Genomic DNA, 14,261 nt, shown 5'->3' on the forward strand with positions numbered 1-14,261 from the left:
CGCCGCTGCGGAGCGGCCCGAGCGATCCCCGACGTCCCGCCCGCGCCGCGCTGACCCTGCGCGCGGCCTAGAGTCGCCCGGTCCAGCGGCGGCGCTCACTCATCACGAATGACACGCGTGTGAAGGCTCAGGCCGGGTTGCCGGCCCGGGTCGCTCGCCGCCTCGCCGGCTGCCTTCTCCTTCGGCGGGGGCTCGCCGAGCAGCCCGGTGTCGCCGTCTCGTCGCTCCTCGCCGACCAGCTCCCAGTGGCCTCGCTCGTCGCGCCAGCGCTGCGCGACCCGGGTGGTGCGGACCGTGGCCTCGTCGTTCCGCAGCCAGAGGACATCGAGGTAGACCTCGGCCTCGTCGCGCTGGGTCATCTCGAAGCCGCCGAACTCCACGTCGACGACCCGGAGGCGCGTGCCCCAGTCGGCGTGGCGGCTCATGAAGTCCTGGCGCGCCTTCGACCCGACGCGCTCGAGCGCGACATCCATGCGGCCGAACCGGGCCGCCGTGTTCATCTCGAGCGCCGCCTCGGTGAGGCGCTGGGAGCTGCTCGGGACGATGCCGCAGCCGGCGAGGTGGACGAGGCTCAGGGCGAGGAGGAAGCGGCGCATGGCCGAGCACCGTGGGCGAAGGGGTCGGCACCGGCAAAGTTTCCGGCCGGCGCGCGGCGCTCAGAACGAGTTCGTCGCGACGAAGTAGAGCTGGCCACCGGGGATCGCGAGCGGGCTCAGGCCGTACGCGTACCCGAAGCGCAGCTGCGAAGAGAGGACGTACCCGAGCGTCAGGCTCAGCCACACCTCGCCGCCGATCGAGGTGTGCAGCTGGGGCGAGTAGAGCAGGCTCTTCTGCGTGAAGAGCGCGAGGTCATCCGTCTCGAAGCGGTTGAATGCGCCGCCGTGGTCGAGGAAGAGGCTCGCGTCGATGCGGCGCAGGTAGAGCGGCAGCGTCGAGAGGCCGCGATCGGGCTGCAGGAGGGGCACGCGGTACTCGAACGTCTGCGAGAAGTACGAGCGACCCGCCATCACGCCCGGCGCATAGCCGCGGAGCGTGAACGAGCTATTCGTGACCCCGGTGAGCAGGGTGTCGACGAGCGTGAGGTTCTCGAGATCGTACCCGCCGACCGCGTAGGTGGCGCCGCGCGGGAAGTTGCCGCCAGAGACCGCCCCGGCGATGCGGAATGCGAGGGTGTGGTCGCCTGACCAGGGCATCGCGACGTACGCGCTGAGGGCCGTCGAGAACGCGTAGGTCGTATAGCTGCTGGCCGTCTCCGGGCCGGCGTAATCGAGGCCAGCGTTGAGCGAGAGCCCGCGCGGCGCGCCGGCAGCGTCGATCGAGCCCTCGGCGTTCGAGAACCCATAGCCGATGTGCGCGAGGTTCAGCGTGCCCTGCGGCGGGAGGACGGTCCGGGGCGCGTACGGGTCAAGCTCGTTGCCGATGGGGAGCTGCCCCTTGAAGGCGACGCTGCTGAACGATGCGCTCAGGCTCTGCCGCGAGAACTCGCCGCGGATCGGGTAGCTGACGCCCGAGACGATCCCGATCGATCGCTCGTCGTAGGTGACGTTGCGGCCGTTGATGCGGTAGCCGCTGCGCGGCGACATGGCGTAGTACGCGCGGACGCCGAGATCGACGGGCAATCGCCCGTAAGTGTACCCGAAGAGGACGGTCGGGGCCGGCGCGTCCGGCTGCACGGTGAGCTCGCCGAAGACCCCGTGGCGACCGACGATGTCGGAGCCGGTCACGCTCACGGTCAGCGCGTTCGATCCATAGCTCCCGGGCGCGTAGTCGAGCGTGATCGCGCGCGGCGCGAGCGTCGGAAACGGGCTGTAGGGGGAGCGCTCGAGCCGCACCGCCGAGGGCTCGGTCGCGGGATCGGGGCGGTCGGTCGGGGGCGGCGGCGCCGGGAGGAAGCGCGCCGGGTCGAGCGGCATGACGAAGAGGTCGTGGCCGCGGGAGGTATATCCGACATAGACAAGCGTCTTTCCATCGGGGCTGATCGCCGGATGAAAGGCCCCGAGTCTGACGTTTGTGACCTGCCGCAGCGTGCCGGCCGAGAGCGCGTAGGCGTAGACGTTCTGGATGCCGGTGCGGTCGGAGGTGAAATAGAGCGTCTCGCCGTCGGGCGACCAGACCGGGCTCATCTCGGTGGCGCGATCGCGCGTCACCTGGCGGTAGCTGCCGGTGGCGACGTCCACCACGCGGATGTCGCGGTAGCCGCCGGCGGTCCAGACGCTGTAGGCGAGGCGCTTGCCGTCGGGAGAGAACGACGGGGAGTAGGCCTGCTCGAAGCGGGCGCTCGGCACGAGATCGCGCCGCTCCGAGAGGGTGCCGTCCCGGGAGAGCCGCGCGATCTCCAGGTAGCGGGTGCCCTTGCTGTTGAGCGAGAAGGCGACGAGATCTCCGGTAGGGCTCACGTCGGGGGCCGAGGATCGGAGGCCGCGCGTCAGCCGGCGCCGCGCGGGCTCGTCGCCGTCGGGCGCCTCCTCGCCGCGCGGAAGGAAGACCAGGTTGTGTCGATAGTACTGATTGCGCCACGGCATGAGGGCCGTGAAGATCAGGTCACCGGCCGGCGTGAACGCCGGTCGCGAGGCCGCGTTGGTGCGCGCGACCAGCGCCTCCTGGCGCTCGGCCCCGGGCGCAGGCGCGGCGAGCGAGAGGCGGTAGATGCCGGGGCGGGCGCGGCCGTCGTCGCGGAAGTAGACGATCTCGTCCGCCGCGGTCCGGCGCGCGACGGGCGGAACGAACCGCGGGTAATAGACGGTGCGGCCGTGATGGGTGAGCCGCGTGCCTTCGCGGAGACCGCGCGCCTCGACGGCCGCCATCTGCTCCCGGTAGAGCCCGCGGAGGTGGTCCTTCCAGCCCTCGTAGAGCTCGACGTAGGTCTTGCCGGTCACGCGGCGGATGGCGCGGTTGAGCCCCCACGGGATGAGCGACGCGCCGTAGTCGGCGGAGACGGCGCGCATCGTGTTGGGCCCGTAGACGTCGATGATCCAGCCCAGGAACCTCGATCCGTAGAGGTACCAGAGGGTGCCCTGCGGCCAGCGGAACGGGGAGCTCGAGATCTGATCGAGCCCCGCGATGTTGTCCTCGAGCACGTCGGCGCGCAGGTACATGTCGAACGTGGTCGAGCGCATCCGGCCGCCGCTCGTGTGGTTGCTCTCGCTCACGACGGCGAGCCCCTCGATGATCCACCGCGGTTGCACCTGGTTCGGCGAGAACGACTTGCCCACGATCGCGTTCAGGATCGCGGGGATCCCGGAGGTGTTGTCGAGGTGCGCGATGTGCGTGAACTCGTGCGTGAGCAGGTCGAGGTACCAGTCGTCGTAGTCGCCGAGCGTCGACATGTCCTCGGGCCCCGACACGAGGAGGTGGATCGCGTTGTAGGGGAGCGTGCCGGCCGATCCGTTCGCGATCTCCGAGTCGTCGGTGATCACGATCTCGGTGCGGCCCTGCGGGGCGTAGCCGAGCGTGTGCTCGACGCGCCCGTAGATCGTCTCGGCGAGCGAGGCGATGCGCGCCGCGATGGGCTCGAGGCCCTGCGGATGGTGCACGCGGAAATGCGCGGTCTCGAAGGTCCAGAACGCGAGATCGGGGTCGCCTGTCGCCCGGGCGGGACGCGGCGCGAGGAGCAGCAGCGCCGCAAGGGCGACGGCGGAGAGGACGGAGGCTACGCGGTGGAGCGGCCGGCTCGCTCGCGAGCCGGGGCGCGCGGTAAAACGGTTCACCAGGATCGAGGTGACGTTGCGGCGTCAGAGGTCGTCGTAGAAGAGCGGCTCCCTGTTGCGCGTGAACCGGGAGACGAGCTGGCGGCCCTCCGCCGAGATCTGCGTGATCCGGGCGCCGAAGCCCGGCTCGGCCGAGTCCTTCGAGCCGCCGGCCTCGCGCGTCCACCGGACCGTCGCCAGCGCGGTGAACTCGTAGTCGCCCGGCAGGCGGACACGCAGGCTCACGACGGAGCCGGTCGGCGGGATCTTGTAGGTCGCAACGAAGATGCCCCCGTGCTCGATGACGTCGTTGCCAGCGAGGCCCTTGTAAAAATTCGACGGGGTCAAAGCGCCGAGCTCGACGTCGACGACGGCGGCGGGCGTGCGGTTGTCGACGGACGGCTGCGTGGCCTGGGGTGGCGGTGCTCGGCGCGCGTCCGCAGCCGGGCGGGAGGCGGCGGGGTGAGCGGGCGGGGCGGGCGCCGGCGCATGCCGTGACGGCTGCGGCGAGGGCAGCGTCTGCTGGAGGGGCACAGGAGCGGCCACCGCGACGGGCGGCGGTGCCACCGCGATGGGCGGCGCAGGGGCGGCCACCGCGACAGGCGGCGGAACCACCGCGACGGGCGCAGGGGCGGCCACCGCGACAGGCGGCGGTGCCACCGCGACGGGCGCAGGGGCGGCCACCGGAGCCGGCGCTGGCGCTGGCGCGCCGGCGGCCTGCGCTCTGCTCAGCGCGTGCACCTTGCTCAGCGAGGAGGCGACGTGCTCCATCAACACGTCGACCACCGGATCCGCCACCGTGATCCTCTGCAGGCGGTTCAGGACGTCGCGCACATGGCCTAACGCGATCTCGCTGCCGTCGAGGGTCTGCCCCCCGGAGCGCTCGACGCGGTGCATGATGCCCATCGCCTGCGCAATCGGCTCGGCGAGCGCCTCGATTTCCGGCGACACTCCCCCGTTCGACTGGAGCGCATTGAGCGCCGATGCAAGCAGTTCGCGGGCGCTTTTCGCAAGCTGCGCGGGTTCCGACATGAATCCTCCGAGGGGCGCATCCTACGCGGTCGCGCGCGCGTAGGTTCAGGATTCGATGGCCCGCGCGCCGGCCAGGCGACCCCGCCGGTGCCACGGCCGCCCGCCGAGCGCGCCCCGGCCGGCGGTCACCCGCTCGGCGCCCCCGAAGCGCCCGACGAAACGAGCGCCGCAAGCTCGCCCGCCGACGCCGGCTCGCCATCGATCTCCCCCTCCAGCAGCGCGACGGCCGTGTCGCCGGTGCGCACGAGGACCACCCCGCCCTCAGCTACCGCCTCGCCCGGCGCGAGCGCCTCGGGGAACCTCGGCGCCGGCGCGGCCCGCAGGACGATGACGCAGGCGCCCTCGATCTCGGTCCACGCCCCCGGCGCCGGGGCGAGGGCGCGGATGTGCCGCAGCACGCGCTCCGTCGGCCAGGACCAGCAGATCGCGCACGCCTCGTCGTCCGGCGCGGGCGCCTCCGTCGCGAGCGCCGGATCCTGGGCGAACCCCGCCACCTCCTCGCCGCGCGCGAACCGGGCGACCGTGCGTCGCAGGACGCGCAGGCTCGGCCGGTCCAGGGCGCGGGCGAGCTGCCACGCGGTCCACGCCGGATCGATGAGGAGCCTCTCCTGCTCCAGGATGTCGCCTGTGTCGTACTCCGCCTCGAGCCGGTGCGCCGTGACGCCGCTCTCGGCGTCACCCGAGGCGATCGCCCAGAAGGTCGGATCCGGCCCGCGATGGCGCGGGAGCAGCGAGGGGTGCACGCCGATGCCGCCGAGCCGCGCCGCCGTCACGAGCGACATCGGCAGGCGCGTGGTCCAGAACCAGCTGACGAGGAGGTCGGGCGCGAGCGCCTCGACACGCGACCCGAGCTCGGGGCCCTCGACGTCGGGGCGCAGGAGGAGGCGCGCGCCGAAGACCCGTCGGGCGCGGCGGAGCCCCACCGCGTCGGCGCGGCTGATCGCGGCGAGGACGATCTCGTGGCCGTCGCCGTGGAGCAGCAGCGCGGCCAGCGGGAGGCCGAAAAAGACGACCCGGAGAGGACGCTCGCCCGGGCGTCGGCCGAAAAGTTTTCCGTGTCCGAGCAGGCTGATAGGTGAAGGGTCCGATGGCGGCGCCCCCTCCGCAAGGCTCATTTCGTCCGGCGCTCCGGCCCGGTCACCGCTACGACGCGTCCGCCGCGCGACGGCCAATCCTCGTCTTCGAGGACGTATATAAGTCCTACCGCGCGGATCAGCCGGTGCTCCGCGGGATGTCGCTGTCGATCGAGCGAGGCGAGTTCGTGTTCATCACCGGCCCGAGCGGCTCGGGCAAGAGCACGCTCCTCCGGCTCGTGCACCGCACCGAGCGCGTCGACGACGGCCGGATCCTGTTCCTCGGCCGGGACATCGCGCGCCTGACCGACGCGTCGATCCCCGCGCTCCGGCGCAACATCGGCTTCGTGTTCCAGGATTTCAAGCTGGTCCCGAGCTGGACGGTTTTCGACAACGTGGCGATCGCGCTCGAGGTGCTCGGCCTCCCGTCGCGCCTGCTCCGGACCCGGGTAGGCGAGGCGCTCGAGCGTGTCGGTCTGTCGGGGCGCGGCGGTGACCGGGCGCAGGTGCTGAGCGGCGGCGAGCAGCAGCGCGTCTCGATCGCGCGGGCGATCGTCGGGGAGCCGGCGCTGATCCTCGCGGACGAGCCCACGGGCAACCTCGACCCGCAGCTCGCGATCGATCTGCTCGGGCTGTTCGAGGACATCCACGAGATCGGCACGACGGTCCTGTTCGCGACGCACGACCGAACGCTGCTCGACGTGCGCCCGCGGCGCGTCGTGGTGCTCGACGACGGGAAGGCGACGGACGTGCCGCACGGCCTCGGGTCCGGCGGCGAGCTCGTCGACGGCGACGACGAGGACGAGATGGACAGCGGCGTGCGCGGCGCAGCATAGCGCCGAGCGCTCCACCTCATGCGACGGGGATAAGGGAACGGGATGCAGACCAGCGAGCGTGACGATCGGCGGAGATGGCTTCGCACCTGGCGGGCCGGGAGGAGCGACTGGCGCCTGCAGGCGCTGTCGATCTTCTCGCTCGCGGTTGCATTCGTCTGCCTCGCGTCGGCCCTCCTCGTGGTCACGAACCTCATGGCCGTGCGCGATCGCTGGTCGCGCGCGGGCCGCGCCACGATCTACCTGCTCGACAGCGCGACCGAGGCGGAGACCGCGGAGCTCACCCGCGCGCTCGAGGGCACGGAGGGGGTCAAGAAGGTCCGGCTCGTGACGAGCGCCGAGGCGCGCCGCGAGGTGGTGCACGACGACGGCGACAAGGCCCTCGCCGCGCTGCCCCTGAGCGCGTTCCCCGCGTCCCTCGAGGTCGGCTTCACCGAGGAGATCTCCGACGAGGCGCTCGCGTCGATGACCGTGAAGCTGCGCGCCCTGCCGGCCGTGGACACGGTGGAGACCTACCAGCGCTGGACGGAGCGGCTCTCGTCGCTCCTCGGCGGCGGCGTGGCCGCGAGCACCTGCCTCGCGGCGATCGTCCTCTGCGCCGTCGTCAGCGTCATCGGCTCGACGATGCGCCTCCTCCTGCACCGCCGGAAGATCGAGGTCGAGGTGCTGAAGCTCGTCGGCGCGACCGACGGCTTCGTGCGCCGGCCGTTCATCGTCGAGGGCGCGACGCAGGGCGCGGCCGGCGCGGCCGGCGCGCTGCTGATGCTGGGCGCGCTGTTCATGATGGTGCGGGGCCGCTTCGATCACGAGCTCGCCAACCTGCTCGGCGTCTCGCCGTCGTTCCTGCCCTGGCCGGTCGCGCTCGGGATGGTCGCCCTCGGCGCCACGCTCGGCGCCGCGACCGCGGTGCTCACGCTGCGCAAGATGGTGGCCGTGTGAGGCGCCGCGCCCGGCTCGCGCCGATCGCGCTGGCGCTCCTGACCGGCGCGGCGACCAGCGGCGCCGAGGTCCCGGCGGCCTATGCCCCGGCGGCTCCCCCGCCCTCCGTGGCGACGCGGGCCGCGGCGCCGGCGGCGCGCCCGAGCTCGGCGCTGGCGGAGAACGATCTCGACCGGCTGCTCGCGAAGCTCGACGCCGAGGAGAAGGCGCTGCGCGCGGAGCTCGACTCCATCGGCCCCGCGCTCGAGCTCACCCGCCGCCGGATGGTCGCGCGCGGCCGCGCGTACTACCGCCACATCCGCGCCGGCTTCCTCCCGGTGGGCGGCGGGTTCGACGCGCTTGTCGACCACGCCGCCCGCGTGGAGCGCACCCGGCTCGCCTTGGAGCGCGATCTCGCCCGCGAGGCCGACCTGACCCGGCGCAGCGCCGAGCTCGCGGACCGGCTCACGCACCTCGGCGCGGAGCGCGCGCCCCTCGAGGTGCACCGCGAGGCGATGAACCGCGCGCGGGTCGCGCTGGCCCAGGAGGAGGAGCGCCGCGCCGCGTTCGGGCGCGCGTTCGAGACGAGCGTGCGCCCCGACTACCTCGCGATCTACGGCGCGGACACCGGGCCCGCCGAGCTCGATCGCCGCGCCGGCTTCCGCTCGCTCCTGGGTCGGCTCCCCTTCCCGATCGCCGGCCGAGCGGAGGTGCGCAAGGTGTCGCGCCGCGGCGCCGGCGGGCCCGGCGTCGAGCTCACCGCGCTGGACGGCGCGCCGGTCCGCAGCGTGGCCGCGGGGCGGGTGGCCTTCGCCGACACCTACGCGGACTACGGGCTCACCGTGATCGTCGATCACGGCGAGCGGCACTACTCGGTGTACGCGAGCCTCGGCGCCGCGGACGTGCGCGCCGGCGATCAGCTCCCGGGCGGGGCGCGGGTGGGCACGGTCGCGAGCGGGCCGGACGGCGCGAAGCTCTACTTCGAGCTGAGGCGCGGCGCCGAGGTGATCGACCCGGGCCCCTGGTTCGGGATGTAGCGCCGCCGGGCCGCAGGGCGCCTCGCGCGCCGCCGCGAGGCGAGCCCGTGCGTCGCCCGAGTTGTGCTAAGGCGGCCCTCGTGAATCGCCCTGACGGCCGCGCCCTCGACGCCCACCGCCCCGTGGAGATGATCCTCGGGTTCCACCGCAACGCCGAGGGCTCCGTCCTCTACCGCGCCGGGAGGACGGTCGTGCTCTGTACGGCGTCGGTCGAGCCCACGGTGCCCGCCTGGATGATGGGCAAGGGCAAGGGCTGGCTCACGGCCGAGTACCAGATGCACCCGCGATCGAGCCCGGTCCGCAGGGAGCCGCGCGACGGGCGGGGCAAGGCCCCGAGCGGGCGCACGCAGGAGATCCAGCGGCTCATCGGGCGCGCGCTCCGGGCGGCGATCGATCTGAAGCAGCTCGGCGAGCAGACGATCGCGATCGACTGCGACATCCTCGAGGCGGACGGGGGCACGCGGACCGCGTCGATCACCGCCGGGTTCGTGGCGCTCGCGCTGGCGCTCGACCGGATGCGCGCGGCCGGGTCGCTCGAGGGGCCGGTGCTCCGCGATCAGGTGGCGGCGATCAGCGTGGGCCACCTTCCGGGCGGGCTCGCCCTCGATCTCGTGTACACCGAGGACAGCGCGGCGCGCGTCGACATGAACGTCGTGGCGACGACGGTCGGCTCCGTCGTCGAGGTCCAGGCGACGGCCGAGGACGAGGCCATCCCCCGGACGGAGCTCGACAGCATGATCGACCTCGCGCTCGCGGGCGTGGCGTCGCTCGCGAGCGCGCAGCACCGCGCGCTGAGCGACGCCGGCGTCGATCTCTCCGCGCTATTTCTGACGGACCACTGGAGGATCGCGTGAGCCGGGAGCGGCTGCGTCTGCTCGCCGCGACCTCGAACCGGGGGAAGCTCGCGGAGCTGCGATCGCTGCTCGCCGATCTCCCGATCGAGGTGCTCTCGCTGGCGGAGGTGCTGCCGGACGCGCCGCCGGTGGTCGAGGACGGCGCGACGTTCCTGGACAACGCGCTCCTCAAGGTGCGCGCCGGCGTGCTCCGATCGCAGATGGTGACGCTCGCCGAGGACTCGGGGCTCGAGGTGGACGCGCTCGGCGGCCGGCCGGGCGTGCGGTCCGCCCGCTTCGCGGGGGAGAGCGCGACCGACGCGGAGAACAACGAGGCGCTGCTCTCGGCGCTCGCGCACGTGGCGGACGACGCCCGTCGAGCGCGCTTCCGTTGCGTGATGGTGCTGCTCGATCCGCGCTCCAAGGAGCAACCCGTCGTGACCGAAGGGCGCTGCGAGGGATGGATCGGCAGAGAGCCCAGGGGTACGGGCGGCTTCGGCTACGACCCGCTGTTCGTCGTGGAAGCGTACGGACGGACGATGGCCGAGCTCGACGAGGCCGAGAAGAACCGCGTGAGCCACCGCGGCAGGGCCGCGCAGGCGATGCGATCCGCGCTCGAGGCGCTGGTCGCGCGGCGGTAGGCGGTGCGCCTCCGGCGGAGGCGCCCGACGGCGGTTGACCCCGTCCGGGACCGCTTGTAATCGCGACCGGAGGCACCCAGGTACCCACCGGGTGATCGGATCCCTTGATGAAGCAGGATTGGAAGGCCGTCGGAAGCTACGGGACCGTCGGTCTCGAGGTGGTGCTTTGCATCATGCTCGGCCTGTTCGTCGGCCGCTGGCTCGACGCGAAGCTCGGGACGGATCCGTTCCTCTCGGTGCTCTGGTTCTTCTTCGGCCTCGGCGCCGCCTGCAAGGCGGTCCACCGGGCGTGGAAGGAGATGCAGATCGCGGCTGCGAGGGAGGAGCGCGAGCAAGGGAACCCCGCGCCAATGTTCGACGACCGCAAGGCGCGACAGGACGAGCGCGCGGACGACGACCGCCGGACGGACTCGAGCGATGTCGTCCCCTACCCCGACGAGCGGCCGCCCGCGAAGGAGCACGATGAACGCTGAGCGAAGACCCGAGACGCGCGACGGCGAGCCGCCGCACGAGGAGCCCGACGCGGACGGCCCGCCCGGCCTCGGGGACGCGACGATGCGGGCCGTGCTCCGCTGGGTCGCCGGCACCGCCGCGGTCCTGTCCGTGGCCGCGCTGCTCGCGTACGGCGCGCGCGCGGCGCTCGGCGTCGGCATCGGGGGCGCCATCGCCACGGCGAACCTGTACGTCTTCGCACGCATCGTCGACGCGTTCCTCTCGCGCAGGGGCCACACCGTATCGTGGACGTTGATCGCGATGGTGAAGCTCACCGGGCTGATGGGCGGCGTCTGGCTCATCCTGAAGAGCGATCTCGTCTCGGGGGTCGCCCTGATGGTCGGCTACGCCTCGCTCGTGGTCGGCATCAGCCTCGGGACCCTGTTCGGGCCGAAGCCCCCGGCAGACGGGGCCCCGCCGGGCGCTCGCGGCTGAGCCCCCGCGGCGACCGGCGCCGCCGCGAGCGACCCGCGCGCGATGCGGCGGCGACTCGACGCGCTCCAGGGTGCCCACCGTAAAGGAGTTGTGGTAGAGGCGAGGCCCCCTCGACCGAGGGCGGACTCCCCCAAGGCGCGCCGGCGCGCGCGGCCGTGCCGGCACAGCCGCGCGGCTGCCAGCGCGGCGCATCGACGACGAAAGCCATGCCTGAGCACACAGGGTTCCTCACGTACCTCCTGGCGCAGCTCCCCGGACTCCGGGAGAACGCTCGCAACATCGGCAAGACGTTCATCGGTCACCACACGGTGGACTACCGCGGGACCGAGCCGATCTTCATGAGCCTCCTGATCATGGTGCTGTTCGTGCTGCTCGCCAGCGAGGTGCGCGGACAGTACCGGCGCCTGAACGAGTCCGTGGTCCCCGAGGACAAGCTCACGCTGCGCACGTTCTTCGAGGCGTTCTTCGGCTACTTCTACGGGATGGCTCGGGATGTGATGGGGCCCGAGAACGCGAAGCGGTACTTCCCGCTCATCGGGGGCTCGGCCGCGTTCATCTTCTTCTCGAACGCGTCGGCGCTCATCCCGGGGGTGAACCCGCCGACCTCGAACCTGAACGTCACGATCGGGTGCGCGGTCGTGGTGTTCGTCCTCTTCAACTACTACGGGCTGAAGGAGAACGGCTGGGGCTACATCGCCCACCTCGCCGGGCCGAAGTGGTACCTGGCGCCGCTCATCTTCCCCATCGAGGTCATCTCCACCTGCGTCCGCCCGGTCACGCTCTCGATCCGGCTCATGCTCAACATCGGGGTCGACCACCTCGTGGCGAGCATCTTCCTCGGGCTCATCGCGCTGTTCGTCCCGGTGCCGCTCATGTTCCTGGCGATCATCGTCATCGTCGTGCAGACGCTTGTGTTCTGTCTGCTGAGTTGCATCTACATCGGGCTCGCGACGGAGAAGGCGGACCATCACTGATCGCTGCGCCTGACCGCTCGGTCAGGGATCACCCGGCGCCGCGGAGAACGGCGCTGGAGGATGAAGAGAAGGCTAGCCAGCCCTCGAAAATCGGATTAGAGGGGCCCCGCTGTCGATGGGTTGCCCCAGAGCGGTAGGTGGATCGCGCGAGCGCATCCCCTACCGAGCAGTCGAAGAGGTCCCGGGAGCGATCCCCGGTTCTCGAGGGGGTACCGCCCGCGCGGCCCCCGACCCACGCAGATGTTACGCATGCAGCCCCGCGCGGGCTGTGTGGCTTGAAAGGAGCAGATTCGGATGTCGCTGAAGAGCAAGCTGTCGCTGTCCGCCGTTGTCGGCACTGCGCTGGTACTGGTTCCCGCTATGGCGCTGGCGCAGGATGGCGCGGCGTCGAACAAGTACGACGCGAACTCGTGGCTCGCCGTCGCTGCCGGATTCGCGATCGGCATCGCTGCCCTCGGCGGCACCATGGGCCAGGGGCGTGCCGCTGCCGCCGCCCTGGAGGGCATCTCCCGGAACCCGGGCGCTGCGGCCCGGATCCAGACCCCGATGATCCTCGGCCTGGCGCTCATCGAGTCGCTCGTGCTCCTCTCCTGGGTCATCGCCTTCTTCCTCCAGGGCAAGATCGCCCCCTGAGCCAGCGCTGGCCGCGGCCCCCTGGGTCCGGCTCCGCTGCTCCTTTCCTGCCCCTTCCTGCTGCGCCGGCCGAGCGCTCCTTCGATGGAGCCTCGCCAGCGCGCGCGTTCCCGCCCGCGCACAGACCCATCGCGCTCGCTGCCAGGCCGTGCATGGCAGCGAGCGCCTCACGGATCTGCCCCGCCGCGGCTTTGCGTGACCCGTCTCGCGTGCGCTGCGGCTTTGCGTGACCCGTCTCGCGTGCGCTGCGGCTTTGCGTGACCCGTCTCGCGCGCGCCGCGGTCGCGGCCGGCCGCTATCGCACGCGCACCACGGTGCCCGGCTCGTGCGCCGTGGGGAGGACGGCCGTCCAGCCGGCGGGGAGCCGGGGCGACGTCCACCAGAACAGCCGCTGCGCGTCGAGCGGGGCCAGGTTCACGCAGCCGTGGCTCCGCACCTGGCCGAACGAGCGATGCCAGAACGCGCCGTGCAGCCCGACCCCCTTCGAGAAGTACTGCACGTAGGGGACGTCCTCCATCCGGTAATAGCGATCGGCGTCCTCGTCCTCGAGGTTGTCCATGTCCGAGGTGAGCAGCTTGGCCCAGATCCGGTACGTGCCGGCGGGCGTGGCGCGCGACGACCCGGGCGCGCCCTTGCCGGTCGAGACGAGCGTCGCGAACACAGGGCGACGCCCCTCGTAGGCCACGAGCGTCTGCGTCGAGCGCTCGACGTCGATCCAGCGCTCGCCCGCATCGGCGTCGACCTCGGGCGGCGGCGGCGCCACCGACGGGCGCCGGAGATCGCGGATCGAGATCCACGCCGCCGCGTCGCCGTCCGCGATGCGCGCGAGCTTGCCCGAGGCGCCCTGCGCCTCCTCGAGATAGGAGACGACGTCGAACCGCGCCTTGCTCTCCTCGGTCCGCGTGAAGCCCGCCCCGGTCCGCGTGAAGAGCGGAGCCCTCTCGGACACGACCCACGCGATCGCGATCTGCGCGGCGTCCGGAGGGACGTCCACCCCGTGGAAGGCGAAGGCGCGCACCGGGCCGAGATCGCGCATCGGCACCCAGAAGCCGCTGTTCGTGCGGCCGTACCGCGCCCCGCCGAGGGCTCGCTCCTCGACGATCGCCACCGCGAAGCCAGGCTCGAGCTGCGCGTCCGGCGCGTCGATGTCGGCCGCGTCGGCGCGGCGGTAGCCGAAGGACCCATCGGGGCCGACGAAGTAGTAGCGGTACGGGAGCCCGTCCGGCATCTCGCGCCACGTGCGCACGAGCGGGCTGATCGGGCCTGCGGCGGAGAGCTCGACGGCGTCGTCGCAGACCCAGGCCGCGGCGCCCACCTCGAGCCAGCGTCCGAGGCAGCCGTCGCCGCGCCGGGCCGCGAAGAGGGGCAGCTGCACGTTGCGATCGACGGAGCCGCGCCGGCGCGGGCTCCCGCCCGGCGCGTCGAACAGCGGCTGATCGCGCTTGAGCACGCGCGCGCTCTTGACCCAGGCCGGGAGCGGGGCGTCGCCCGCCGGGACCCACGGCGGCAGCTGCGAAGCGAGGACCGCTCCGCCCCAGATCGCCGCGCCGAGGACGACCCCCGTCGCACCGACCCGCAGCGCGCCGCGGCGCTCGCGCCGCAGCGTGCCGCGGCGCAGCTCCCGCAAGCCCGCCGCGGCGCCTCCACGCTTCACCATCTCGCGAGATCCGGCGG

Annotated in this window: 14 protein-coding genes; 9 read left to right on the forward strand and 5 right to left on the reverse strand. The window is 72.5% G+C overall.

Features of this window, described 5'->3' with window-relative positions; all coding sequences use genetic code 11:
- Positions 1-95: 95 nt before the first annotated feature.
- From WMF36_RS41305 to WMF36_RS41320, 4 genes are all read right to left on the reverse strand, one after another.
- Positions 96-596 (reverse strand): hypothetical protein, encoded by a 501-nt coding sequence (locus tag WMF36_RS41305; protein WP_437576313.1) that lies wholly within the window; start codon positions 594-596, stop codon positions 96-98.
- A 60-nt stretch (positions 597-656) separates the two neighbouring features.
- Complete coding sequence (locus WMF36_RS41310; RefSeq protein WP_437576314.1) at positions 657-3,707, reverse strand: BamA/TamA family outer membrane protein; 3,051 nt, start codon at positions 3,705-3,707, stop codon at positions 657-659.
- A 24-nt stretch (positions 3,708-3,731) separates the two neighbouring features.
- Entirely contained in the window at positions 3,732-4,637 is a 906-nt protein-coding gene (locus tag WMF36_RS41315; RefSeq protein WP_437576315.1) for a hypothetical protein, read from the reverse strand.
- Between the two features lie 206 nt (positions 4,638-4,843).
- On the reverse strand, positions 4,844-5,833 hold the full coding sequence (locus WMF36_RS41320; protein WP_437576316.1) for a methionyl-tRNA formyltransferase: 990 nt from the start codon (positions 5,831-5,833) through the stop codon (positions 4,844-4,846).
- Here WMF36_RS41320 and WMF36_RS41325 point away from each other — a divergent pair.
- The 9 genes from WMF36_RS41325 to WMF36_RS41365 all read left to right on the forward strand — a co-directional run bounded on the left by WMF36_RS41325 (position 5,806) and on the right by WMF36_RS41365 (position 12,587).
- Positions 5,806-6,627: a cell division ATP-binding protein FtsE gene (locus WMF36_RS41325; RefSeq protein ID WP_437576317.1), complete on the forward strand. Its 822-nt coding sequence runs from the start codon at positions 5,806-5,808 to the stop codon at positions 6,625-6,627. The two genes, WMF36_RS41320 and WMF36_RS41325, sit on opposite strands and share 28 nt — an antisense overlap.
- 42 nt (positions 6,628-6,669) lie before the next feature.
- Complete coding sequence (locus tag WMF36_RS41330; RefSeq protein ID WP_437576318.1) at positions 6,670-7,563, forward strand: cell division protein FtsX; 894 nt, start codon at positions 6,670-6,672, stop codon at positions 7,561-7,563.
- Positions 7,560-8,579: a murein hydrolase activator EnvC family protein gene (locus WMF36_RS41335; protein WP_437576320.1), complete on the forward strand. Its 1,020-nt coding sequence runs from the start codon at positions 7,560-7,562 to the stop codon at positions 8,577-8,579. Before WMF36_RS41330 ends, WMF36_RS41335 begins: the two co-directional genes overlap by 4 nt.
- A gap of 80 nt (positions 8,580-8,659) precedes the next feature.
- Positions 8,660-9,433: a ribonuclease PH gene (rph, locus tag WMF36_RS41340; protein WP_437482444.1), complete on the forward strand. Its 774-nt coding sequence runs from the start codon at positions 8,660-8,662 to the stop codon at positions 9,431-9,433.
- Positions 9,430-10,053, forward strand: a complete 624-nt coding sequence (gene rdgB, locus WMF36_RS41345; protein WP_437576321.1) for an RdgB/HAM1 family non-canonical purine NTP pyrophosphatase — start codon at positions 9,430-9,432, stop codon at positions 10,051-10,053. The genes rph and rdgB overlap by 4 nt, the downstream gene beginning before the upstream one ends.
- A 107-nt stretch (positions 10,054-10,160) precedes the next feature.
- A complete protein-coding gene (locus WMF36_RS41350) occupies positions 10,161-10,526 on the forward strand; it encodes an AtpZ/AtpI family protein (protein ID WP_437576322.1) in 366 nt (121 codons plus the stop codon).
- Positions 10,516-10,980: an ATP synthase subunit I gene (locus WMF36_RS41355; RefSeq protein ID WP_437576323.1), complete on the forward strand. Its 465-nt coding sequence runs from the start codon at positions 10,516-10,518 to the stop codon at positions 10,978-10,980. Before WMF36_RS41350 ends, WMF36_RS41355 begins: the two co-directional genes overlap by 11 nt.
- A gap of 206 nt (positions 10,981-11,186) precedes the next feature.
- Entirely contained in the window at positions 11,187-11,954 is a 768-nt protein-coding gene (atpB, locus tag WMF36_RS41360) for a F0F1 ATP synthase subunit A (protein ID WP_437482455.1), read from the forward strand.
- Positions 11,955-12,248: 294 nt separating this feature from the next.
- Positions 12,249-12,587, forward strand: coding sequence for an ATP synthase F0 subunit C (locus tag WMF36_RS41365; protein ID WP_012240589.1), 339 nt, complete (start codon positions 12,249-12,251; stop codon positions 12,585-12,587).
- A 295-nt stretch (positions 12,588-12,882) separates the two neighbouring features.
- Here WMF36_RS41365 and WMF36_RS41370 read toward each other — a convergent pair whose 3' ends face one another.
- The gene (locus WMF36_RS41370) at positions 12,883-14,244 is read right to left on the reverse strand and encodes a L,D-transpeptidase (protein ID WP_437576324.1); all 1,362 of its coding nucleotides are present in this window, start codon (positions 14,242-14,244) and stop codon (positions 12,883-12,885) included.
- Between the last annotated feature and the right edge of the window lie 17 nt (positions 14,245-14,261).

It is taken from the genome of Sorangium sp. So ce887, from assembly GCF_051521455.1.
Lineage (GTDB): Bacteria > Myxococcota_A > Polyangia > Polyangiales > Polyangiaceae > Sorangium.